Annotated in this window: 19 protein-coding genes and 1 pseudogene; 17 read left to right on the forward strand and 3 right to left on the reverse strand. The window is 72.9% G+C overall.

Going from position 1 to position 22,904, the window contains the following annotated elements:
* Positions 1–137 precede the first annotated feature (137 nt).
* The 3 genes from ABD198_RS19810 to hemW all read left to right on the forward strand — a co-directional run bounded on the left by ABD198_RS19810 (position 138) and on the right by hemW (position 5,739).
* On the forward strand, positions 138–2,012 hold the full coding sequence (locus tag ABD198_RS19810) for an AMP-dependent synthetase/ligase (RefSeq protein ID WP_344003498.1): 1,875 nt from the start codon (positions 138–140) through the stop codon (positions 2,010–2,012).
* Positions 2,013–2,311: 299 nt separating this feature from the next.
* On the forward strand, positions 2,312–4,390 hold the full coding sequence (locus tag ABD198_RS19815; RefSeq protein WP_344003553.1) for a SpoIIE family protein phosphatase: 2,079 nt from the start codon (positions 2,312–2,314) through the stop codon (positions 4,388–4,390).
* A gap of 116 nt (positions 4,391–4,506) precedes the next feature.
* Positions 4,507–5,739: a radical SAM family heme chaperone HemW gene (gene hemW / locus ABD198_RS19820; RefSeq protein WP_344003500.1), complete on the forward strand. Its 1,233-nt coding sequence runs from the start codon at positions 4,507–4,509 to the stop codon at positions 5,737–5,739.
* A gap of 34 nt (positions 5,740–5,773) precedes the next feature.
* Here the strand turns inward: hemW and ABD198_RS19825 are convergent, their stop codons facing one another.
* Both ABD198_RS19825 and ABD198_RS19830 read right to left on the reverse strand, forming a co-directional pair.
* Positions 5,774–6,577: a DUF3097 domain-containing protein gene (locus ABD198_RS19825; protein ID WP_344003502.1), complete on the reverse strand. Its 804-nt coding sequence runs from the start codon at positions 6,575–6,577 to the stop codon at positions 5,774–5,776.
* A gap of 37 nt (positions 6,578–6,614) precedes the next feature.
* Positions 6,615–7,337, reverse strand: coding sequence for an MBL fold metallo-hydrolase (locus ABD198_RS19830; RefSeq protein WP_344003506.1), 723 nt, complete (start codon positions 7,335–7,337; stop codon positions 6,615–6,617).
* 137 nt (positions 7,338–7,474) lie between these two features.
* Here ABD198_RS19830 and hrcA point away from each other — a divergent pair, with 137 nt between their 5' ends.
* From hrcA to ABD198_RS19900, 14 genes are all read left to right on the forward strand, one after another.
* The gene (gene hrcA, locus ABD198_RS19835) at positions 7,475–8,491 is read left to right on the forward strand and encodes a heat-inducible transcriptional repressor HrcA (protein WP_344003510.1); all 1,017 of its coding nucleotides are present in this window, start codon (positions 7,475–7,477) and stop codon (positions 8,489–8,491) included.
* Positions 8,491–9,627, forward strand: a complete 1,137-nt coding sequence (gene dnaJ / locus ABD198_RS19840) for a molecular chaperone DnaJ (RefSeq protein ID WP_344003512.1) — start codon at positions 8,491–8,493, stop codon at positions 9,625–9,627. Before hrcA ends, dnaJ begins: the two co-directional genes overlap by 1 nt.
* 155 nt (positions 9,628–9,782) lie before the next feature.
* A complete protein-coding gene (locus tag ABD198_RS19845; RefSeq protein ID WP_344003514.1) occupies positions 9,783–10,856 on the forward strand; it encodes a nitronate monooxygenase in 1,074 nt (357 codons plus the stop codon).
* The gene (locus ABD198_RS19850) at positions 10,853–11,593 is read left to right on the forward strand and encodes a 16S rRNA (uracil(1498)-N(3))-methyltransferase (RefSeq protein ID WP_344003517.1); all 741 of its coding nucleotides are present in this window, start codon (positions 10,853–10,855) and stop codon (positions 11,591–11,593) included. The genes ABD198_RS19845 and ABD198_RS19850 overlap by 4 nt, the downstream gene beginning before the upstream one ends.
* A gap of 105 nt (positions 11,594–11,698) precedes the next feature.
* Positions 11,699–12,247: a hypothetical protein gene (locus ABD198_RS19855; RefSeq protein ID WP_344003519.1), complete on the forward strand. Its 549-nt coding sequence runs from the start codon at positions 11,699–11,701 to the stop codon at positions 12,245–12,247.
* Between the two features lie 46 nt (positions 12,248–12,293).
* The gene (locus tag ABD198_RS19860) at positions 12,294–15,518 is read left to right on the forward strand and encodes a S41 family peptidase (RefSeq protein WP_344003522.1); all 3,225 of its coding nucleotides are present in this window, start codon (positions 12,294–12,296) and stop codon (positions 15,516–15,518) included.
* Positions 15,519–15,801: 283 nt separating this feature from the next.
* Positions 15,802–16,155 (forward strand): histidine triad nucleotide-binding protein, encoded by a 354-nt coding sequence (locus tag ABD198_RS19865; protein WP_344003525.1) that lies wholly within the window; start codon positions 15,802–15,804, stop codon positions 16,153–16,155.
* 6 nt (positions 16,156–16,161) lie between these two features.
* The gene (locus tag ABD198_RS19870) at positions 16,162–17,067 is read left to right on the forward strand and encodes a ribonuclease Z (RefSeq protein WP_344003528.1); all 906 of its coding nucleotides are present in this window, start codon (positions 16,162–16,164) and stop codon (positions 17,065–17,067) included.
* A gap of 44 nt (positions 17,068–17,111) precedes the next feature.
* Positions 17,112–18,113: an adenosine deaminase gene (locus ABD198_RS19875; RefSeq protein ID WP_344003531.1), complete on the forward strand. Its 1,002-nt coding sequence runs from the start codon at positions 17,112–17,114 to the stop codon at positions 18,111–18,113.
* A gap of 66 nt (positions 18,114–18,179) precedes the next feature.
* Positions 18,180–19,313: a carbohydrate kinase family protein gene (locus ABD198_RS19880; RefSeq protein ID WP_344003534.1), complete on the forward strand. Its 1,134-nt coding sequence runs from the start codon at positions 18,180–18,182 to the stop codon at positions 19,311–19,313.
* Positions 19,314–19,519: 206 nt separating this feature from the next.
* Positions 19,520–20,590: a PhoH family protein gene (locus ABD198_RS19885; protein WP_344003537.1), complete on the forward strand. Its 1,071-nt coding sequence runs from the start codon at positions 19,520–19,522 to the stop codon at positions 20,588–20,590.
* 12 nt (positions 20,591–20,602) lie between these two features.
* Positions 20,603–21,100 (forward strand): rRNA maturation RNase YbeY, encoded by a 498-nt coding sequence (gene ybeY / locus ABD198_RS19890; RefSeq protein WP_344003540.1) that lies wholly within the window; start codon positions 20,603–20,605, stop codon positions 21,098–21,100.
* Positions 21,097–22,401, forward strand: a complete 1,305-nt coding sequence (locus tag ABD198_RS19895; RefSeq protein WP_344003543.1) for a hemolysin family protein — start codon at positions 21,097–21,099, stop codon at positions 22,399–22,401. The genes ybeY and ABD198_RS19895 overlap by 4 nt, the downstream gene beginning before the upstream one ends.
* The gene (locus ABD198_RS19900) at positions 22,398–22,775 is read left to right on the forward strand and encodes an MmcQ/YjbR family DNA-binding protein (RefSeq protein WP_344003545.1); all 378 of its coding nucleotides are present in this window, start codon (positions 22,398–22,400) and stop codon (positions 22,773–22,775) included. The genes ABD198_RS19895 and ABD198_RS19900 overlap by 4 nt, the downstream gene beginning before the upstream one ends.
* On the opposite strand, the pseudogene ABD198_RS19905 reads toward ABD198_RS19900, so the two are convergent.
* Positions 22,772–22,904: pseudogene (locus ABD198_RS19905) on the reverse strand (integrase core domain-containing protein); the annotation flags it as partial. The gene ABD198_RS19900 and the pseudogene ABD198_RS19905 sit on opposite strands and share 4 nt — an antisense overlap.

Raw genomic sequence — 22,904 nt, forward strand, 5'->3', positions numbered from 1 at the left:
CCCTTACGCGGGGGCCGGTCGGCCTTTACTCTGTCCCTGCTCGTAGTTACTCGCGAGTTAAACAACGAATCGCGAGTGTAATCAGCCGCAATAGCCGCAATGAGCCAGCCGCACTGTCGCGGGCCCCGGAGGATGTCGTGAGCGACGTACAGACTTTGATCGAGAACCGTCCGCCGTCCGTGGCGGCCCTCTTCCTGGAGCGCGTGGCGGCCACACCGGACGCCGAGGCATACCGCTACCCCGTCCCGCCGGCCTCCGGCCAGGGGCCGGACGAGTGGAAGTCCCTGACCTGGGCCCAGGCCGCCCAGCGGGTGAACGCCATCGCGGCGGGTCTGATCGAGCTCGGTGTGCGTCCCGAGGAGCGCGTCGCGCTGGCCTCGGCCACCCGGGTCGAATGGATCCTCGCCGACCTCGGCATCCTCTGTGCGGGCGCCGCCACCACCACGATCTACCCGCAGACCAACGCCGACGAGTCCGCGTACATCCTGGCCGACTCCGGCAGCAAGGTGCTCATCGCGGAGAACGCCGAGCAGGTCGCCAAGGCGGTCGAGAAGCGGGCCGAGCTGCCCGAGCTGACCCGGGTCGTGGTCATCGACCCGGCCGGCGTGCAGACCGACGACTGGGTGATCACCCTCGCCGATCTGGAGACCCGCGGCGCGGCCCGGCTGGAGAAGGGCGCCGAGCTGATCAAGGAGCGGGTCTCCGCGATCACCAAGGACCAGCTCGCCACCCTGATCTACACCTCCGGCACCACCGGCCGCCCCAAGGGCGTGCGCCTGCCGCACGACAACTGGGCCTACATGGCCAAGGCGATCGCCGCGACCGGCCTGGTCCACAGCGACGACGTCCAGTACCTGTGGCTGCCGCTCGCGCACGTCTTCGGCAAGGTGCTCACCTCGGGCCAGATCGAGGTCGGCCACGTCACCGCCGTCGACGGCCGGGTCGACAAGATCGTCGAGAACCTCCCGGTGGTCCAGCCGACCTACATGGCGGCCGTGCCGCGCATCTTCGAGAAGGTCTACAACGGCGTCGCCGCCAAGGCGAAGGCCGGCGGCCCCGCCAAGTACAAGATCTTCCAGTGGGCCGCCGGGGTGGCCCGCGAGTACGCGCAGATCACGCAGGACAACTTCCGCCGCACCGGCACGGCCTCCGCGCCCACCGGGCTGAAGATCAAGCACGCCCTCGCCGACAAGCTCGTCTACGCCAAGATCCGCGAGGCCTTCGGCGGCCGGCTGCGCGCCTGCGTCTCCGGCTCGGCGGCCCTCGCCCCGGAGATCGGCTACTTCTTCTCCGGCGCCGGCATCCACATCCTGGAGGGCTACGGCCTCACCGAGTCCTCCGCCGCCTCCTTCGTCAACCCCGGCGAGGCCTACCGCACCGGCACGGTCGGCAAGCCGCTGCCCGGCACCGAGGTGCGCATCGCGGACGACGGCGAGATCCTCCTGCGCGGCCCCGGCATCATGGAGGGCTACCACAACCTGCCCGACAAGACCGCCGAGGTGCTGGAGCCCGACGGCTGGCTGCACACCGGCGACATCGGTGAGCTGTCGCCCGACGGCTATCTGCGCATCACCGACCGCAAGAAGGACCTCATCAAGACCTCCGGCGGCAAGTACGTCGCCCCGGCCGAGGTCGAGGGCCAGTTCAAGGCGGTCTGCCCCTACGTCTCCAACATCCTGGTGCACGGCGCCGACCGGAACTACTGCACCGCCCTGATCGCCCTCGACGAGGTCGCCCTCCAGGGCTGGGCCGCGGAGAACGGCCTGGGCGGCAAGTCCTACGCGGAGATCGTGGCCGCCCCGGCCACCGTCGAGATGGTCCAGGGCTACGTCGACAAGCTCAACCAGAACCTGCAGCGCTGGCAGACCATCAAGAAGTTCCGCCTCCTGCCGCGCGACCTGGACGTCGAGCACGGCGAGATCACCCCGAGCCTGAAGCTCAAGCGCCCGGTGGTGGAGCGCGAGTACAAGCACCTCATCGAGGAGATGTACGAGGGCACCCGCGAGGCCTGACCCCGCCCGTCCGGCCCCGGAGACCGACGTCCTGGTGACGTCCCTCCGGGGCCGTGGTGTTTCCGCGGCCCGACCGGGCGCGCGTGGGCGCTGGGGGGTGCCCGTGGCGGGGGCGGTTTCCGCATGTGCACGGGTGCACGAATTCGACCGGTTGTGGGGCGGTTCTTGAGCGCTTGAGGGGTGGGGTTCCCACGGTTGGCGGGCCACTTCGGTAACTCGGTGCTTATGGGCGGGGCCGGTCTGTCACCCTGTCGGCAGTGATCGAGGTGCATTCGTACGACCTGCCCGGGGAGCTGCCCATGGGGGCCATTCCGACGCAACGGGAGACCGCCTCGCGTGCTGCCGAGGTACCGGAGTGCGCGCGGGCGCACGCCACCCTGTCCGGAAGCTCCCTCGCGCCGGGCTCCGCGCGCGCACTTGTACGGGCCGCGCTCGCCGAGTGGACCGAGCGGCGCCTGCCCGGGACCGAACACCTGACGGCGCGGGCCGCCGAGGACGCCACCCTGGTCGCCAGCGAGCTCGTCACCAACGCCGTGGTGCACGCCGGCACGGATGTCGAGCTGACCTGCCGGCTGGAGGGCGACACCGGCGCACTGGTGGTCGAGGTCACCGACCGGCACCCCGCCCGCGCCCCGCGCGAGGGCGCACCGGCGCTCGCGGCGGCGCAGGAGCCGGGCGAGGTCGGCCGCGGGCTGCGCCTGGTGGCCGTGCTCTCCGACGCCTGGGGGATCACCTACCGTCCGGTCGTCAAGACGGTCTGGGCCCGCCTCCCCGCCGGGGGACGCACCCCGGCCGAGGAGAGCGGGACGTACACCGGAGAGGCGGCCCATCTCCTCGCGTCCGCGCCGGGCGGGGGCGGGCTGCCCGCCGTCGGGCCCGAGTGGGACTCCGGTGCGGTGCAGGAGGGTGCGGGAGGCACGGGGGAGCGGCTGGAGGCGCCGGACGCGGAAGGGGCGGAGGACTGGGCCGGGGCCTCCAAGGGTGTGCTCTTCGGGGACGACTGGCTGGAGGGGAGGGCCCGGCGGGACGGGGCCTGGCTCGGGCGGGGCGCGCTGTCCTTCCTCGCCGAGGCCTCCGATCTGCTCGCCGGGCAGCTCGACGAGGACCTGGTCGCCGCGCTCACCGGGCAGCTGATCGTGCCGCGCCTTGCGGACTGGTGCGCGGTCTGGCTGGAGGACGAGGCCGGCGGACACGGCGGCTGGAGCAGCACCGCCTGGAGCGGCGGCGCCCGCCTCGCCCGCGTCTGGCACGCCAGCGAGCACCGCATCGAGGAACTGCGCGACGCCCTCCAGCAGAACCCCCCGGAGCCCTCGGACCCCCCGGACACCGGTCCGCGTCCGTACCCGTGGCCCGAGAAGGCGCTCGAGGCGGCGGACGCGCCGGACGCACCGGACGCGGGCGACGGCTCCGGCGCGCCCGGAGTCGCCCTGGCCTACCGGCTGGTGGCGGGAGGGCGGCCGCTGGGCACCCTGGTGATCGGGCGGGCCGGGATCGCGCGGTTCCCGGACGAGATCACCGGGCTGGTGGAGGACCTCAGCCGCCGGGTGGCGCTCGCCATCGGGGCCGCACGGCAGTACGCCCGGCAGGCCACCATCAGCGCCGTGCTCCAGCGCGGGCTGCTGCCCGGCGCCGTCGCCGAGATCCCCGGAGTCCGCTCCGCCCTCGTCTACGAGCCCTGCGACAAGGGCGGGCCCAGCGGGGACTTCTACGACCTGTTCCCGGCCGGGCAGGGCCGCTGGTGCTTCGCCCTCGGGGACGTCCAGGGCAAGGGCCCGGAGGCGGCCGTGGTGATCGGGCTGGCCCGGCCCTGGCTGCGGCTGCTCGCCCGCGAGGGCTACCGGGTCGCCGACGTCCTCGACCGCCTCAACCAGCTCCTCCTCGACGACGCCACCGAGGCGGCCGACGCGGCCGCCCGCGCGCTGGTGGCGGCCGGGGCCCGGCCCACCGCCCCCGGCGACGGGCCCCAGACCCGCTTCCTGTCCCTGCTGTACGGCGAGCTGGTGCCCTTCGAGGGCGGCGTCCGCTGCACCCTCGCCTCCGCCGGGCACCCCCTGCCGCTGCTGCTCGCCCCCGACGGCACCGTGCACACCGTCGCCCAGCCGCAGACCCTGCTCGGGGTCGTCGAGGACGCCGCCTACACCAGCGACAGCTTCGAGCTGCGCCCCGGCGACAGCCTGCTCTGCGTCACCGACGGCGTCACCGAGCGGCGCTCCGGCTCCCGCCAGTTCGACGACGGCGACGGACTCGCCACCGCGCTGGCGAGCTGCGCGGGCCTGGACGCCGAGCTGATAGCGGAACGGATCACCCGGCTGGTGCACGAGTTCGGGGCCAGGCCGCCCACGGACGACCTCGCCCTGCTGGTCCTCCAGGCGGAGTGAGACGAGAGGGAATGAGACGAGGGTGAGGCGAGGCGGAGTGCCGGCCCGGCGCGGGACAGACGGGACAGGGGGCGCGGGACAGGGGAGTGCGGGCCCGGTGCGGGACAATGGAGCACATGCCTTCCGCACTCCCCGATGGCGAGCCCGTCCCCGCCGACGGTGCGCTCCCCGCCTCCGCGCTCGCCGGCGCCGCCGACCGCCCCCTCGGCTTCTATCTGCACGTCCCGTACTGCGCGACCCGCTGCGGCTACTGCGACTTCAACACCTACACCGCGACCGAGCTGCGCGGCAGCGGCGGCGTCCTGGCCTCCCGGGACAACTACGCCGACACGCTCGCCGAGGAGATCCGGCTGGCCCGCAAGGTGCTCGGGGACGACCCGCGGCCGGTGTGCACGGTGTTCGTCGGCGGAGGCACCCCCACTCTGCTGGCCGCCGGTGATCTCGTACGGATGCTCGGTGTGATCCGGGACGAGTTCGGGCTGGCCGAGGACGCCGAGGTCACCACGGAGGCCAACCCCGAGTCGGTGGACCCGGCGTATCTCGCCACGCTCCGCGAGGGCGGCTTCAACCGGATCTCCTTCGGCATGCAGAGCGCCCGGCAGCATGTGCTGAAGGTGCTGGACCGCACGCACACGCCGGGGCGGCCCGAGGCGTGCGTCGCCGAGGCCCGGGCGGCCGGCTTCGAGCACGTCAACCTGGACCTGATCTACGGCACGCCGGGGGAGAGCGACGACGACTGGCGGGCCTCGCTGGACGCGGCACTCGGCGCCGGACCCGACCATGTCTCCGCGTACGCCCTGATCGTGGAGGAGGGCACCCGGCTGGCGCGGCGCATCCGGCGGGGCGAGGTGCCGATGACGGACGACGACGTGCACGCGGACCGGTACCTGATCGCCGAGGAGGTGCTCTCGGGGGCCGGGTTCGAGTGGTACGAGGTGTCGAACTGGGCCACGTCGGAAGCGGGCCGGTGCCTGCACAACGAGCTGTACTGGCGGGGCGCCGACTGGTGGGGCGCCGGGCCGGGAGCGCACTCGCACGTGGGGGGCGTGCGGTGGTGGAACGTGAAGCATCCGGGGGCCTACGCGGCGGCGCTGGCCGAGGGCCGGTCGCCGGGAGCGGGGCGCGAGGTGCTCACGGAGGAGGACCGGCGGGTGGAGCGCATCCTGCTGGAGCTGAGGCTCCGGGAGGGCGCGCCGCTGTCCCTGCTGCGCGAGCAGGGCCTCGCGGCGGCCCGCAGGGCCCTGTCCGAGGGGCTGCTGCAGGAGCAGCCGTACCAGGAGGGGCGGGCCGTGCTCACCCTGCGGGGGCGGCTGCTGGCCGACGCGGTGGTGCGGGACCTGGTGGACTGAGCGGGCGGCTCAAGGGGACCGGCCCCGCCGACGCCTACGTCGTCACGAAGTCGATCAGCTCCTCGACCCTGCCCAGCAGCGCCGGCTCCAGGTCCTTGTAGGAGCGCACCCGGGACAGGATGTGCTGCCAGGCCGCCCCGGTGTTCTCCGGCCAGCCCAGTGCACGGCACACGCCCGTCTTCCAGTCCTCGCCCCGCGCGACGCGCGGCCACGCCTCGATGCCCAGGGCCGACGGCTTCACCGCCTCCCAGATGTCGATGTACGGGTGGCCGACCACCAGGGCGTGCTCACTGGTCACCGACTCCGCGATGCGCCACTCCTTCGAGCCCGGCACCAGGTGGTCCACCAGGACGCCCAGCTTGGCGTCCGGGCCGGGGGAGAACTCCGCGACGACCGAGGGGAGGTCGTCCACGCCCTCCAGGTACTCCACGACCACGCCCTCGATGCGCAGGTCGTCGCCCCAGACCTGCTCGACCAGTTCGGCGTCGTGACGGCCCTCGACATAGATGCGCCCGGCGCGGGCCACGCGCGCCCGCGCGCCGGGGACGGCCACCGAGCCGGAGGCGGTGCGGGTGGGGCGCACCGGCGCCGCGGCGGCGGAGGGCTTGACCAGCGTGACCACGCGGCCCTCCAGGAGGAAGCCGCGCGGCTGGAGCGGGAAGACCCGGTGCCTGCCGAAGCGGTCCTCCAGGGTCACGGTGCCGGCCTCGCAGCGGATCACCGCGCCGCAGAAGCCGGTGGCGGGCTCCTCGACCACCAGGCCGGGGTCGGCGGGCACCTCGGGGACCGGCTGCGGCTTCTTCCACGGAGGGGTCAGATCGGCGGAGTACTGGCGCATTCTGATGACGATACGAGGAGCCGGGGCGCCGTGATCATCACGACACGCCGAACCTCGCCGCCAGCGCCTCGCGTTGGGCCCGTACGAAGGCCGCGTCCACCACCGCCCCGTGACCGGGGACGTACGCCGCGTCCTCGCCGCCCAGCTGAAGCAGGCGGTCCAGCGCGGCCGGCCAGTGGGACGGCGCGGCGTCGGGCCCGGCCTGGGGCTCGCCCGACTCCTCCACCAGGTCGCCGCAGAAGACCACTTCGGGCTCGCCGGGCACCAGGACCACCAGATCGTGGGCGGTGTGGCCGGGGCCCACGTTCGCCAGCAGCACCTGCCGGCCGCCGCCCAGGTCCAGGGTCCACTCGCCGCTCACCAGGTGCCGGGGGCGGATCAGCGCGTCCACGGCCTCCTCCGCCGCCCGCGGGTCCAGCCCGTGGCGCACCGCGTCCGCGCGCAGCTCGCCGCGGCCGTGCTCCAGGGCCGCGTCCAGGCCGACCGCGCCGTAGACCTCCGCGCCCGCGAAGGCGGCTGCGCCGAGGACGTGGTCGAAGTGGGGGTGGGTGAGCGCGAGATGCGTCACACGGTGACCGGCGAGCGCCTGTGCCTCGGTGCGCAACCGCACGCCCTCGGCCAGACGCGAGCCCGCGTCGATCAGCAGCACCCCGTCCGCGCCGACCACGAGGCCCGCCGTGCAGTCCCACACCGGCAGCCGGCACCGCCCCACCCCGGCCGCCACCCGCTCCCAGCCCGACTCTTCCCAAGTCACGGTCATATCGGCGACGCTAGCGGGGCGCGCCCGGCCTTGCCCGGGGTATACCTCCCGGCCGTACACTGGGCCGGGGAAGTCTGGCACTCGCGTGCGAAGAGTGCCAGAGACATGACCGGGCGGAAGGCTTCTGGAGGTGCGCCGTGCTCAGTGAACGCAGGCTCCAGGTGTTGCGCGCCATCGTCCAGGACTACGTCGGTACCGAGGAGCCCGTCGGCTCCAAGGCGCTCACCGAGCGACACAATCTCGGCGTCTCCCCGGCCACCGTGCGCAACGACATGGCGGCTCTGGAGGAAGAGGGATACATCGCCCAGCCGCACACCAGCGCGGGGCGCATCCCGACCGACAAGGGCTACCGGCTGTTCGTCGACAAGCTCGCCGGCGTCAAGCCGATGAGCCCGCCCGAGCGGCGGGCCATCCAGAACTTCCTCGAGGGCGCCGTCGACCTCGACGACGTGGTGGCGCGCACCGTCCGGCTGCTGGCCCAGCTCACCCGGCAGGTCGCCATCGTGCAGTACCCGTCGCTGACCCGGTCCACCGTGCGTCACGTGGAGCTGCTGTCGCTCGCGCCGGCCCGGGTGATGCTCGTCCTGATCACGGACACCGGACGGGTGGAGCAGCGCGTGATCGACTGCCCGGCGCCCTTCGGCGAGACGTCGCTGGCGGACCTGCGCGCCCGGCTCAACAGCCGGGTCGCCGGCCGCCGCTTCACCGATGTGCCGAGCCTCGTCGAGGACCTCCCCGAGGCGTTCGAGGTCGAGGACCGCGGCACCGTCTCCACGGTGCTGTCCACCCTGCTGGAGACGCTCGTCGAGGAGAACGAGGAGCGGCTGATGATCGGCGGCACCGCCAATCTCACCCGCTTCGCCCACGACTTCCCCCTCACGATCCGGCCCGTCCTGGAGGCGCTGGAGGAGCAGGTGGTGCTCCTGAAGCTGCTCGGCGAGGCCAAGGATCCGGGCGTGACCGTCCGCATCGGTCATGAGAACGCCCATGAAGGACTCAACTCCACGTCCGTCGTGTCGGTGGGCTACGGTTCGGGCGGCGAGGCGGTTGCCAAGCTCGGCGTGGTCGGACCGACCCGCATGGACTACCCCGGAACGATGGGAGCGGTACGCGCAGTGGCACGGTACGTCGGACAGATCCTGGCGGAGTCGTAGTGGCCACGGACTACTACGCCGTACTCGGCGTGCGCCGCGACGCGTCGCAGGAAGAGATCAAGAAGGCCTTCCGGCGGCTCGCACGCGAGCTGCACCCGGACGTCAACCCCGACCCGAAGACCCAGGAGCGGTTCAAGGAGATCAACGCCGCCTACGAGGTGCTGTCGGACCCGCAGAAGAAGCAGGTCTACGACCTCGGCGGCGACCCGCTCTCGCAGTCCGCCGGCGGCGGCGCGGGCGGCTTCGGCGCCGGTGGCTTCGGGAACTTCTCCGACATCATGGACGCGTTCTTCGGCACGGCGTCGCAGCGCGGGCCGCGCTCGCGCACCCGCCGGGGCCAGGACGCGATGATCCGCATCGACGTCGAGCTGGACGAGGCCGCGTTCGGCACGACCAAGGACATCCAGGTGGACACGGCCGTCGTGTGCACCACGTGCAACGGCGAGGGCGCCGCGCCGGGCACCAGCGCGCAGACCTGCGACATGTGCCGCGGCCGCGGTGAGGTCTCCCAGGTCACCCGGTCCTTCCTCGGCCAGGTCATGACCTCGCGCCCCTGCCCGCAGTGCCAGGGCTTCGGCACGATCGTCCCGACGCCGTGCCCGGAGTGCGCGGGCGACGGCCGGGTCCGCTCGCGTCGCACGCTGACGGTGAAGATCCCCGCCGGTGTGGACAACGGCACCCGCATCCAGCTGGCCGGTGAGGGCGAGGTCGGGCCCGGCGGCGGTCCCGCCGGTGACCTGTACGTGGAGATCCACGAACTGCCGCACCCCACCTTCCAGCGGCGCGGCGACGATCTGCACTGCACGGTCACCATCCCGATGACCGCCGCGGCGCTCGGCACCAAGGTGCCGCTGGAGACGCTGGACGGCATGGAGGAGGTCGACATCCGGCCCGGCACCCAGTCCGGCCAGTCGATCCCGCTGCACGGCCGGGGCGTGACGCATCTGCGCGGCGGCGGCCGGGGCGATCTCATCGTGCACGTCGAGGTGCAGACGCCGACCAAGCTCGACCCGGAGCAGGAGCGGCTGCTGAGGGAGCTGGCCAAGCTGCGCGGCGAGGAGCGCCCGCAGGGTCAGTTCCAGCCGGGCCAGCAGGGGCTGTTCTCCCGGCTGAAGGACGCCTTCAACGGCCGCTGAACGAGCGTTCAGCACGGGCCGGCACCCCGGTGCCGGCCCGTTGCCGTGTCCGCCCGCGGGCGCGTGGGTGCGCCGGCCGAGTCCGGGCAAGCGGCGGTTTATGCCAGAGGAAAGGCTGATTCGGTGATGTTCCGCGGACATGGCACCATGCGGGCATGTCCTCCGCGCTGACCGGTCTTTTCCCGCACCCGATCGTGCAGGCCCCCATGGCGGGCGGCGTCTCCGTGCCGCAGCTCGCCGCCGCGGTCTGCGAGGCGGGCGGGCTCGGTTTCCTCGCCGCCGGGTACAAGACCGCGGACGGCATGTACCAGGAGATCAAGCAGCTGCGCGGACTCACCGGCCGGCCCTTCGGCGTCAACCTTTTCCTGCCCCAGCCGGAGACCGCCGACCCGGCCGCCGTGGACGTCTACGCCCACCAGCTGGCCGGCGAGGCCACCTGGTACGAGACCGAGCTGGGCGACCCGGACAGCGGCCGCGACGACGGCTACGACGCCAAGCTCGCCGTGCTCCTCGACGACCCGGTGCCGGTGGTGTCCTTCCACTTCGGCGTCCCCGCCAGGGAGGTCATCGACTCGCTGCACCGCGTCGGCACCTTCACCTTCGTCACCGCCACCACCGCCGGGGAGGCGTGGGCCGTGGAGCGCTGCGGCGCGGACGCGGTGATCGCGCAGGGCATCGAGGCCGGCGGCCACCAGGGCACTCACCGCGACGTCCCCGAGGCGGACGGCGCCGGCGTCGGACTGCTCTCCCTGGTCGCCCAGGTGCGGGAGGCCGTCAGCATCCCGGTCATCGCGGCCGGCGGCATCATGCGCGGCAGCCAGATAGCCGCCGTGCTCGCCGCCGGCGGCAGTGCCGCCCAGCTCGGCACCGCCTTCCTCGCCACCCACGAGTCCGGCGCCCACGCCCTGCACAAGCAGGCCCTCACCAACCCCCTCTTCGTCCGCACCGAGCTGACCCGCGCCTTCTCCGGCCGCCCGGCCCGCGGACTGGTCAACCGCTTCCTGCGCGAGCACGGCCCCTACGCGCCCGCCGCCTACCCCGACGTCCACCACCTCACCGCGCCGCTGCGCAAGGCCGCCGCCAAGGCGGGGGACGCCCAGGGGATGGCGCTGTGGGCGGGGCAGGGCCACCGCCTGGCGCGGGAGCTGCCCGCCGGGCAGCTGGTGGAGGTGCTGGCCGCCGAACTCGCCTCCGCCCGGACAGCGTTGTCGGCGGGAGGTGCCCTGTGACCGCGCCCGTGTTCGTCGTCGACCGCTTCGAGAATCCCGGCGGCGGCAGCTTCGTCCTGGACGGCCCCGAGGGCCGGCACGCCGTCTCCGTGAAGCGGCTGCGGCCCGGCGAAGCCGTCGTCCTCACCGACGGCGCCGGGCGCTGGGCCGAGGGCGAGGTGGAGGCCGCCGAGGGCAAGGACCGGCTCGTGGTGCGCCTCGGTGAGGTCAGGGAGGAGCCGGCCGAGACACCGACGATCACCGTGGTGCAGGCGCTGCCCAAGGGCGACCGGGGCGAGCTGGCCGTGGAGACCATGACCGAGGTCGGCGTCGACCGGATCGTCCCCTGGGCGGCGGCCCGCTGCATCACCCAGTGGAAGGGCGAGCGCGGACTGAAGTCCCTCGGCAAGTGGCGGGCCACCGCCCGCGAGGCCGGCAAGCAGTCCCGCCGGGTGCGCTTCCCCGAGGTCGCCGACGCGGCGAGCACCAAGCAGGTTGCCTCACTTCTCGCCGAAGCCGGTTTCGCCGCCGTGCTGCACGAGAGCGGCACCGAACCGCTCGCCACCGCCGGACTCCCCGCCACCGGCGACATCGTGCTCGTCGTCGGCCCCGAGGGCGGCATCGCTCCCGACGAGCTGGCCCTCTTCGAGCAGTCCGGCGCCCGCGCCTACCGCCTGGGCCGCAGCGTGCTGCGCACCTCCACCGCCGGCACGGCGGCTGCGGCGCTGCTCCTCGGCCGCACCGGCCGCTGGTCCTGACCCGCGCGGGGCCCCAACCGCCGTATGCGCAAGGGAGCATGACGGGGCGCACAGTGGCCGTATGCGCCCTACCGCCGCGCCGGTGACGATGGCAGGCTGCCGTCCATGGGGGTGTGGCAGAAGCTGTGGGGCGGGACGCGGCTGCGGCGCACGGCTGTGGCGGCCGGTCTCGCCGTGATGGCCGTGGGCGGCGCCGTGGCGTGCGAACCGGGTGCCGTGAGCTCCGCGACCGTGGCCTATACGGTCGACCAGACCGTCACCGACGAGCTCAACCGGCAGAAGGCCGGGGTGCGCTGGCTCAGCTGCACCGCCTCGTTCGACGGCGACGGCAGCGGCGCGGCCACCCGCTCCGCCCGGGAGCGGACCGTCGCCTCCGTCGACTGCCAGGGCGAGACGGAGGACGGCAAGGAGATCACCGTCACCGGCAAGGTCACCCACGCCCTCGACGGCGCCTGCGTCCGCGGCGACATCACCGCCAAGGTGGACGGGAAGCAGTGGTTCCGCGTCGACGGTCTTGGCGACTGCAACTCCAGCAGCCCGCCCCCGGTCGGCGGCCCCACCCCGGACGGGCCCCGGCCCACCGTCACCGTGACCGTCACCACCACCGTCTGGTGCGACCGGTATCCCGACTGCCGCCCCGTCGAGGGCAAGTGATCCAAAGTCCTGGCCGGGCCGCCGTCCGCGTGCTTAGGGTGATCGGGTGACACAGCCCGCATCCGTCGCATCAGCCGCGTATCTCCGGTACCCGCACCCGCACGGCGACCTGGTCGCCTTCACCGCCGAGGACGATGTGTGGCTCGCCCCACTCGACGGCGGCGGCCGGGCCTGGCGGGTCAGCGCCGACAACGTGCCCGTCAACCACCCGCGCATCTCGCCCGACGGCACCACCGTCGCCTGGACCTCCACCCGCGACGGCGCACCCGAGGTGCACATCGCACCCGTCGACGGCGGCCCCGCCCGCCGCCTCACCTACTGGGGCAGCGCCAGGACACAGGTGCGCGGCTGGACCCCGGACGGCAAGGTCCTCGCGATCAGCGCGCACGGCCAGGCCAGCCTGCGCCGCACCTGGGCCCGCGCCGTCCCGCTCGACGGCGGCCCCGCCGGCACCCTGCCGTACGGGCCCGTCGGCGACGTCGCCCACGGCCCGCACACCGTGCTGCTGTCCGCCACCATGGGCCGCGAGGCCGCCACCTGGAAGCGCTACCGGGGCGGCACGGCCGGCAAGCTGTGGATCGACCGCGCCGGCCAGGAGGGCGAGGACGGCGGCGAGTTCGTCCGGCTGCACGCCGACCTCGACGGCAACATCGAGTACCCGATGTGGGTCGGCGAGCGGATCGCGTTCCTCTCCGACCACGAGGGCACCGGCGCGCTCTACTCCTCCCTCCCCGACGGCTCCGACCTGCGCCGCCACACCCCGCTCGGGGGCTTCTACGCCCGCCACGCCGCCACCGACGGCACCCGTGTCGTCTACTCCAGCGCCGGTGAGCTGTGGGTGCTGGACGACCTGGACGGCGCCGAGCCGCGCCGGCTCGACATCCGGCTCGGCGGACAGCGCGTCGACCTCCAGCCGTTCCCGCTGAACGCCGCCCGCTGGTTCGGCTCCGCCTCCCCCGACCACACCGCCCGCGGCAGCGCCGTCTGCGTCCGCGGCACCGTCCACTGGGTCACCCACCGCTCCGGCCCCGCCCGCGCGCTCGCCGCCACCCCGGGCGTACGGGCGCGCAGGCCCCGCACCTTCCGCGCCGACGGCGAGGAATGGGTGGTGTGGGTGACCGACGCCGACGGCGACGACGCCCTGGAGTTCGCCCCGGCCACCGGACTCGCCCCCGGCGCCACCCCGCGCCGGATCGCCGCCGGGCAGCTCGGCCGGGTCCTCGACCTCGCCATGGCACCCGACGGCAGCCGCGCCGCCGTCGCCTCGCACGACGGGCGGGTCCTGCTCGTGGAGCGCGAGACCGGGGAGGTCCGCGAGGTCGACCGCAGCGAGGACGGCGACGTCTCCGGGCTCACCTTCTCGCCCGACTCCGCCTGGCTCGCCTGGTCCCACCCCGGGCCGCGCCCGCTCAGCCAGATCCGCCTCGCCAGCACCACCGACCTCCAGGTCACCGAGGCGACCCCGCTGCGCTTCCAGGACTACGCGCCCGCCTTCACCCTCGACGGCAAGCACCTGGTGTTCCTGTCCACCCGCTCCTTCGACCCGGTCTACGACGAGCACGTCTTCGACCTCGCCTTCGTCGACAGCGTCCGGCCGTACCTGATCACGCTCGCGGCCACCACGCCGTCGCCGTTCGGCCCGCAGCGGCACGGGCGCGCCTTCGAGGCGGCCGACCGGGAGGAGACCCCCGACAGCGAGGGCACCCCCACCACCCGCATCGATCTGGAGGGGCTCGCCGACCGGATCGTGCCGTTCCCGGTGGAGGCCGCCCGCTACTCCAACCTGCGCGCCGCCAAGGACGGCGTGCTCTGGCTGCGGCATCCGGTCACCGGCGTCCTCGGCGCCTCGCGGGCCACCCCGGACGACCCCGACCCCAAGACCGAGCTGGAGCGCTACGACCTCGCCCAGCAGCGCATCGAGCATCTCGCCGCCGACGCCGACCACTTCGAGGTCAGCGGCGACGGCAAGCGGGTGCTGCTGTGGACCGACGGGCGGCTGAAGGTGGTGCCCAGCGACCGGCGCGCCTCCGGCGACGACGACAGCGACTCCAACATCACCGTCGACCTCGGCCGGGTCCGCCAGATGATCGACCCGGCCGCGGAGTGGCGGCAGATGTTCGACGAGGCCGGGCGCCTGATGCGGGACAACTTCTGGCGCGCGGACATGAACGGCGTCGACTGGGACGGCGTGCTGGACCGCTACCGCCCGGTGCTCGACCGGCTCGCCACCCACGACGACCTGGTGGACCTGCTGTGGGAGGTGCAGGGCGAGCTGGGCACCTCGCACGCCTACGTCACCCCGCGCGGCGGCTGGGGCGACGGGAGGGGCCGGCAGGGGCTGCTGGGGGCGGACATCTCCCGGCACGAGGACGGCAGCTGGCGGGTCGACCGCATCCTGCCCTCGGAGACGTCCGACCCCGAGGCGCGGTCGCCGCTCGCGGCGCCGGGCGTGGCGATCCGGCCCGGGGACGCGATCGTGGCCGTGGCCGGGCAGCCGGTGGACCCGGTGACCGGACCCGCGCCGCTGCTGGTGGGGACGGCGGGCAAGCCGGTCGAGCTGACCGTGCTGCCCGCGGGCGGCGGGGAGCCGCGGCATGCGGTCGTGGTGCCGGTGGCCGACGAGGAGCCGCTGCGCTACCACGCGTGGGTCAGCGACCGGCGCGCCTACGTCCACGAGAAGTCCGGCGGACGGCTCGGGTATCTGCACGTGCCGGACATGATCGGCTCCGGGTGGGCCCAGCTCCACCGCGATCTGCGGGTGGAGGTCGCCCGGGAGGGGCTGGTGGTGGACGTCCGGGAGAACCGGGGCGGGCACACCTCGCAGCTGGTGGTGGAGAAGCTGGCGCGGCGGATCGTGGGATGGGATCTGCCGCGGGGCATGCGGGCGGAGAGCTATCCGCGGGACGCGCCCCGGGGGCCGGTGGTCGCGGTGGCGAACGAGTTCTCCGGGTCGGACGGGGACATCGTCAACGCGGCGATCAAGGCGCTCGGGCTGGGGACGGTCGTCGGTACGCGGACATGGGGCGGCGTCATCGGGATCGACAGCCGGTACCGGCTGGTGGACGGGACGTCGGTGACGCAGCCGAAGTACGCGTTCTGGCTCGAGGGTTACGGGTGGGACGTGGAGAACCACGGGGTGGATCCGGACGTGGAGGTCGTGCAGCGGCCGCAGGACTATGCGGCGGGGAGGGATGTGCAGCTGGACGAGGCGATCCGGCTGGCGCTGGAAGCGCTGGAGCAGACACCGGCGAAGGTGCCGCCGGCTCTGTGAGGGTGCTGCGGGCAGCCGTGCCGCCGTAGCTGCGGGCGGTCGTGCCGCTGGGGCGATGGGGGTCCCCCCGCTCGAGCGAAGTCGAGAGTGGGGGCGGGCGGGCGCAGCGGCACCCTGTCAGCGCAGGGCGCCGACACCGACCCGCGGCCCGCCCCAGCTCACCTCGCCCTGCGAGCAGCCGGGCTGCGCGGCTGCCCGCAGGGCGGTGACGGCACGAGCGCCCGCAGTCCCATTGGCCTGGATACGATGTCGCTGTAGGTGATCAGTTCGGCGAGGAGGGCGTATGGCTGGGGAGCCGCAGGACGACTGCTTGTTCTGCAAGATTGTCGCGGGAAGCATCCCGGCGACGATCGTCCGGGAGACCGAGACGACCGTCGCGTTCCGGGACATCAACCCCCAGGCACCGACCCATGTGCTGGTGATCCCGAAGGAGCACCACCGGGACGCCGCCGCCCTGGCCGCCGCCGCTCCCCAGCTCGCCGCCGATGTGCTGCGCGAGACGCAGGCCGTCGCCGACGAGGACAAGCTGGAGAGCTACCGGGTCGTGTTCAACACCGGCAGTGGCGCAGGGCAGACCGTCTGGCACGCGCACGCCCATGTGCTCGGCGGGCGCGGTCTCGAGTGGCCCCCCGGATAAGCCGCCTTGTCCGTACGCGAACTGGTGGTGCTGGGCACCGCGAGCCAGGTCCCGACCCGGCACCGCAACCACAACGGCTACCTCCTGCGCTGGGACGGGGAGGGCTTCCTCTTCGACCCCGGCGAGGGCACCCAGCGGCAGATGCTGCGCGCCGGGGTCGCCGCGCACGACCTGAACCGGATCTGCGTCACCCACTTCCACGGTGACCACTCGCTCGGCCTCGCCGGGGTGATCCAGCGCATCAACCTGGACAAGGTGCCGCACCAGGTCACCGCGCACTATCCGCGGTCCGGGCAGCGGTTCTTCGACCGGCTGCGGTACGCCACCGCCTACCGGGAGACCGTCCCCCTCACCGAGGCACCCGTCCACACGGACGGCGTCCTCGCCGAGACCCCCGGCTACACGCTCGAGGCGCGCCGGCTCTCCCATCCCGTCGAGTCGTACGGCTACCGGATCACCGAGCCCGACGGGCGGCGCATGCTGCCCGAACGGCTGGCCGCGCACGGCATCAAGGGCCCCGACGTGGGCCGGCTCCAGCGCGAGGGCTCGCTGAACGGGGTGACGCTGGAGCAGGTGAGCGAGGTGCGGCGCGGGCAGAAGTTCGCCTTCGTCATGGACACCCGGCTCTGCGACGGCGCCCGTGAGCTGGCCGAGGACTGCGACCTGCTGGTCATCGAGTCGACGTTCCTCGACGAGGACCGGGAACTCGCCGTCGAGCACGGGCATCTGACGGCGGGGCAGGCGGCGCGGGTGGCCCGGGATGCGGGCGTGCGGCATCTCGTGCTGACCCACTTCAGCCAGCGCTACGGCGACCCCTCCGAGTTCGAACGGCAGGCGCGGGCGGCGGGCTACGAGGGCGAGCTGACCGTGGCCCGCGATCTGCAGCGGGTGCCGCTCCCGAAGCGCCGCTGACCCGCGGCGATCGTACGCCGCCGACCTCGCCGTACGATGAGCTGATGGTCCTCCCGAAAGCTGAACTGCACCTCCACATCGAAGGCACCCTGGAGCCGGAGCTGGCCTTCGAACTGGCCGAACGCAACGGTGTCGAGCTGCCCTGGGCCGGTACCGAGGCGCTGCGCGAGGCGTACCGGTTCCAGGATCTGCAGTCCTTCCTGAACCTGTACTACGAGCTGATGGCAGTGCTGCGCACCGAGCGGGACTTCGAGGATCTCGCCGACGCCTACCTCGCCCGTGCCGCCGCGCAGGGCGTGCGGCACGCGGAGATCTTCTTCGACCCGCAGGCGCACATCGCGCGGGGTGTCGGGATGGGCACCGTGGTCGAGGGGCTGTGGCGGGCGCTGGGCCGCAGCCGGGAGCACCACGGGGTGTCCACGCGGCTCATCATGTGCTTCCTGCGCGACGAGTCCGCCGAGTCCGCCATGGCCACCCTGGAGGAGGCCAAGCCGTACCTGGACCGGATCACCGGGGTGGGCCTGGACTCCGCCGAGGTCGGGCACCCGCCGGCGAAGTTCCGCGCGGTGTACGAGGCCGCCGCCGAGCTCGGGCTGCGGCGTGTGGCGCACGCCGGTGAGGAGGGGCCGCCCGCGTACATCGCCGAGGCCCTGGACGTGCTCGGTGTGGAGCGGATCGACCACGGGCTGCGGTGCATGGAGGACCCGGCGCTGGTGGAGCGCCTGGTGCGCGAACGCGTTCCGCTCACCCTCTGCCCGCTGTCCAACGTCCGCCTCCGCGCCGTGGACACTCTCGCCGACCACCCCTTGCCCGCCATGCTGGACGCCGGCCTGATGTGCACGGTCAACTCCGACGACCCCGCCTACTTCGGCGGCTACGCCGGGGACAACTTCGACGCCGTGCGGCGGGTGCTGGGCCTGTCGCAGGAGCGGCTGCGCGAGCTGGCCCGCAACTCGTTCCTGGCCTCCTTCCTGGAGGACGAGGAGGAGCTGAGGGCCCGGTATCTCGCCGAGGTCGAGGCCTATCGATGGGAGGGTGCGGAGTGACGAAGTGAGCGCTGTCGGTGGTGTGGTGCAGACTGGCCAGATCGGCACCACGTCAGGGAGCGCATCGTGAACGCGTCCCCCGCGTCCCCCGCGTCGACCGGAGAGGGAGCGCACTCCCGCCAGGGCCAGGTCGACCCCCTCGCCCTGCTGCGCACTCCTCAGGACCCGCCCTGGGACGTCTATCTCACCGGCACCGTCTTCCTCGACATCATCTTCACCGGGCTCGACTCCGCCCCGGTGCGCGGGACCGAGTCCTGGGCGCGCGGGATGGGGTCGAGCCCCGGCGGGGTCGCCAACATGGCCACCGCCCTCGCCCGGCTCGGCCTGCGCACCTCGCTCGCGGCCGCGTTCGGCGACGACCACTACGGCGAGTACTGCTGGGACGCGCTGGAGCAGGGCGAGGGCATCGACCTGTCCCTGTCGCGCACGGTGCCCGGCTGGCACTCGCCGGTCACCGTCTCCATGGCCTACGAGGGGGAGCGGACAATGGTCTCCCACGGCCACGAGCCGCCGCCGGAGGAGCCCGCCCCCGACTGCCCGCCCCGGGCGCGGGCCGCCGTCGCCTCCCTCACCCCGGGCCGCAGCTCCCCGTGGATCGCGCAGGCGGCGCGCAAGGGGGCCCTGATCTTCGGTGACGTGGGCTGGGACGACACCGGGGCGTGGGATCTGGCGGGGCTGGAGGACCTGCGCCACTGCGAGGCGTTCCTGCCGAACGCCGAGGAGGCGATGCGCTACACCCGCACGGACAGTCCGCGGGCGGCCGCCCACGCGCTCACCGAGCACGTCCCGCTGGTCGTGGTGACACTCGGCGCGGAGGGCGCCTACGCCGTGGACCGGCGGACCGGTGAGTGCGCGGAGGTACCGGCGATCGAGGTGCAGGCGCTCGACCCGACGGGCGCCGGGGACGTCTTCGTCGCCGGCTTCGTCACCGGCACCCTCGCCGGCTGGCCGCTCGCCGACCGCCTCGCCTTCGCCGGCCTGACGGCGGCCCTGTCGGTGCAGGAGTTCGGCGGCTCGCTCTCCGCACCCGGCTGGGCGGAGATCGGCGCCTGGTGGCGGAGGGTCCACTCCGTCCAGGGCCAGGAGCCCGCCGCCCTGCGCCGCTACGGCTTCCTGGCCGACCTGGTCCCCGAGGAGTCGGTACGCCCCTGGCCCCTCCGCCGCGCAGTCCCCACCATCGGCTTCCGCCGCTCGGCGTAAGCCTGCCGACCAGCGGGGCGGGCGGCAGCCCCTGTGCGGGAGAGGCACCTCCGAGCGGGTGCGCCACGTAGTGGCTCGAGGGGCGCAGGGTGATGAGAGGAAAAGCTCTACGGGCTTGTCACACCTGCGTCGTACCCTGGGAGACGCGAGGCCGCCCTCAGCGATGCGGCCGTGACGAGGAGGAATCGCAGGCCAAGCGCCGGCCCATGACACAGACACCCACAGCTCACACCCCCACGCAGGGGCAGGCGAGAGTGCAGCTCACCGTCCCCGCCCAGCACCCCATGGTGACCGTGCTGGGTTCCGGCGACTCCCTCTTGCGCGTGATCGAGAAGGCCTTCCCGGGGGCCGACATCCACGTCCGGGGCAATGAGATCACCGCGGTCGGCGATCCGGCCGAGGTCGCCCTGATCTCACGCGTGTTCGACGAGATGATGCTGGTGCTCCGCACCGGGCAGCCGATGACGGAGGACGCAGTGGAGCGCTCGATCGCGATGCTCAGGGCGAGCGAGACCGGGGAGGGCGAGGTCGAGGAGACGCCGGCCCAGGTGCTCACCCAGAACATCCTCTCCTCGCGCGGCCGCACGATCCGCCCCAAGACGCTCAACCAGAAGCGCTACGTCGACGCGATCGACCAGCACACCATCGTCTTCGGCATCGGCCCGGCCGGTACGGGCAAGACGTACCTGGCGATGGCCAAGGCGGTCCAGGCGCTGCAGTCCAAGCAGGTCAACCGCATCATCCTGACCCGCCCCGCGGTCGAGGCCGGTGAGCGGCTCGGCTTCCTGCCCGGCACGCTGTACGAGAAGATCGACCCGTATCTGCGCCCGCTGTACGACGCGCTGCACGACATGCTCGACCCGGATTCCATTCCGCGTCTGATGGCGGCGGGAACGATCGAGGTCGCGCCGCTGGCGTACATGCGCGGACGCACGCTCAACGACGCCTTCATCATTCTCGACGAGGCCCAGAACACCAGCCCCGAGCAGATGAAGATGTTCCTGACGCGGCTCGGGTTCGACTCCAAGATCGTCATCACCGGCGACGTGACGCAGGTCGACCTGCCCGAGGGCACCAAGTCCGGTCTGCGGCAGGTGCAGGAGATCCTGGAGGGAGTGGAGGACGTTCACTTCTCCCGGCTGTCGTCCCACGACGTGGTCCGGCACAAGCTGGTGGGCCGTATCGTCGACGCGTACGACAGGTACGACAGCAAGCACGGCACCCAGAACGGCACCCACAAGGGCGGCCGGGGCAAGTCCGGGCACAAGGGGAAGTAGACCGAGCACCAGATGTCGATCGACGTCAACAACGAGTCCGGAACCGAGGTCGACGAACAGGCGATCCTCGACATCGCCCGTTACGCCCTGGCACGGATGCGTATCCACCCGCTCTCCGAGCTCTCGGTGATCATCGTGGACGCCGGAGCCATGGAGCAGCTGCACCTGCAGTGGATGGACCTGCCCGGTCCGACCGATGTGATGTCCTTCCCGATGGACGAGCTGCGGCCGCCGTCCAAGGACGACGAGGAGCCCCCGCAGGGGCTGCTCGGCGACATCGTGCTGTGCCCCGAGGTCGCCGCCAAGCAGGGCGCGGAGGCGCCGACGCAGCACACCATGGACGAGGAGCTGCAGCTGCTCACCGTCCACGGTGTGCTGCATCTGCTGGGCTACGACCACGAGGAGCCGGACGAGAAGGCCGAGATGTTCGGCCTGCAGGCCGCCATCGTGGACGGCTGGCGCGCGGAGAGGGGCCTCACCGGCCCGTCCCCGGCCCCCACCGTGTCATGAGTCCCGCACTCGTCCTGGGCGCGATCGCGCTGGTGGTCGTCGCCTGGCTGTTCGCCTGCGCGGAGACCGGCATCGCGCGGGTCTCCAGCTTCCGGGCCGAGGAGGCGGTGCGCTCCGGCCGCCGGGGCAGCACCAAGCTGGCCCAGGTCGCCTCGGACCCGACCCGCTATCTCAATGTGGCGCTGCTGGTCCGCGTCGCCTGCGAGATGGCCGCCGCCGCGCTGATCACCTACGGCTGCCTGGAGGAGTTCGACAGCACCACCCAGGCGCTGCTGGTCGCCATCGCGATCATGGTGCTGGTCTCCTATGTCGCCGTGGGCGTCTCCCCGCGCACCATCGGCCGCCAGCACCCGCTGAACACGGCCACCGCCGCGGCCTATGTGCTGCTGCCGCTCGCCCGCGTCATGGGCCCGATCCCCTCACTGCTGATCCTCATCGGTAATGCCCTCACCCCGGGCAAGGGCTTCCGGCGCGGCCCCTTCGCCTCGGAGGCGGAGCTGCGCGCCATGGTCGACCTCGCGGAGAAGGAGTCGCTGATCGAGGCCGAGGAGCGCCGCATGGTGCACTCCGTCTTCGAGCTGGGCGACACCCTGGTGAGGGAGGTGATGGTCCCGCGCACCGACCTGGTGGTCATCGAGCGCTACAAGACCATCCGCCAGGCCCTGACCCTCGCCCTGCGCTCCGGCTTCTCCCGCATCCCGGTGACCGGGGAGAGCGAGGACGACATAGTCGGGATCGTCTACCTCAAGGACCTGGCCCGCAAGACGCACATCAACCGGGACGCGGAGAACGAGCTGGTGTCCACGGCGATGCGCCCGGCCATGTTCGTGCCCGACACCAAGAACGCCGGCGACCTGCTGCGCGAGATGCAGAAGGAGCGCAACCACGTCGCGGTCGCCGTCGACGAGTACGGCGGCACGGCCGGGATCGTCACCATCGAGGACATCCTGGAGGAGATCGTCGGCGAGATCACCGACGAGTACGACCGTGAGCTGCCGCCCGTCGAGGACCTCGGCGAGAACCGCTTCCGGGTCACCGCCCGCCTCGGCATCGACGACCTGGGCGAGCTGTACGGGCTGGAGTCGTTCGACGACGAGGACGTGGAGACGGTCGGCGGGCTGCTCGCCAAGGCGCTCGGCCGGGTGCCGATCGCCGGTGCCTCCGTCCTGGTGGAGCTGCCCGACTCCCGCACCCTGCGGCTGACCGCGGAGGCCCCGGCCGGCCGCCGGAACAAGATCGTGACGGTGCTGGTGGAGCCGGTCGGCGACCCGTCCGGCGTCGCGGAGGAACGGCCGGCATGACACCGGGGGAGCTGCGCGCCCTGTGCCTGTCCTTCAACGGGGCGGTGGAGGACTTCCCGTTCAACCCGGAGACCTCGGTCTTCAAGGTGCGGGGGAAGATGTTCGCCCTGACGAACCTGGACGCGCGTCCCCTGAAGGTCAACCTCAAGTGTGACCCGGAGGACGCTCTCCGGCTCCGCACCGAGTACGCGGGGCTGATCCTGCCCGGCTGGCACATGAACAAGCGCCACTGGAACACGGTCGTCGCCGGTGGCGCGGACAACGCCGGCGGCTCCCTCCCCGACGCCCTGGTGCGGGAGCTGGTCGAGGACTCCTACGACCTCGTCGTCGCCGGCCTGCCCCGGGCCGAGCGCCTGCGCCTCGACCGCCCCTAGGTGTGCTGTTCGGAGAGGTTGGTGACGCGGCTGGCTGGTGGGCGGCCGCTGGTGCCGGTGTGGGGTCGGTGGTAGTTGTACCAGTCCAGCCAGTCAGGGAACGCGGCCTGTCGTTCGGTCTCTGAGGTG

This window comes from Streptomyces thermocarboxydovorans, from assembly GCF_039524635.1.
Lineage (GTDB): Bacteria > Actinomycetota > Actinomycetes > Streptomycetales > Streptomycetaceae > Streptomyces > Streptomyces thermocarboxydovorans.

Excerpts from the sequence above, each read along its gene's own strand:
- ABD198_RS19845 (WP_344003514.1), top strand. The coding sequence starts at position 9,783 with ATGTCCTCCGCGCTGACCGGTCTTTTCCCGCACCCGATCGTGCAGGCC.
- ABD198_RS19865 (WP_344003525.1), top strand. The coding sequence starts at position 15,802 with ATGGCTGGGGAGCCGCAGGACGACTGCTTGTTCTGCAAGATTGTCGCG.
- ABD198_RS19875 (WP_344003531.1), top strand. The coding sequence starts at position 17,112 with ATGGTCCTCCCGAAAGCTGAACTGCACCTCCACATCGAAGGCACCCTG.
- ABD198_RS19855 (WP_344003519.1), top strand. The coding sequence starts at position 11,699 with ATGGGGGTGTGGCAGAAGCTGTGGGGCGGGACGCGGCTGCGGCGCACG.
- ABD198_RS19815 (WP_344003553.1), top strand. The coding sequence starts at position 2,312 with ATGGGGGCCATTCCGACGCAACGGGAGACCGCCTCGCGTGCTGCCGAG.
- ABD198_RS19830 (WP_344003506.1), bottom strand. The coding sequence starts at position 7,337 with ATGACCGTGACTTGGGAAGAGTCGGGCTGGGAGCGGGTGGCGGCCGGG.
- ABD198_RS19825 (WP_344003502.1), bottom strand. The coding sequence starts at position 6,577 with ATGCGCCAGTACTCCGCCGATCTGACCCCTCCGTGGAAGAAGCCGCAG.
- hemW (WP_344003500.1), top strand. The coding sequence starts at position 4,507 with ATGCCTTCCGCACTCCCCGATGGCGAGCCCGTCCCCGCCGACGGTGCG.
- ABD198_RS19900 (WP_344003545.1), top strand. The coding sequence starts at position 22,398 with ATGACACCGGGGGAGCTGCGCGCCCTGTGCCTGTCCTTCAACGGGGCG.
- ybeY (WP_344003540.1), top strand. The coding sequence starts at position 20,603 with ATGTCGATCGACGTCAACAACGAGTCCGGAACCGAGGTCGACGAACAG.
- ABD198_RS19895 (WP_344003543.1), top strand. The coding sequence starts at position 21,097 with ATGAGTCCCGCACTCGTCCTGGGCGCGATCGCGCTGGTGGTCGTCGCC.
- ABD198_RS19885 (WP_344003537.1), top strand. The coding sequence starts at position 19,520 with ATGACACAGACACCCACAGCTCACACCCCCACGCAGGGGCAGGCGAGA.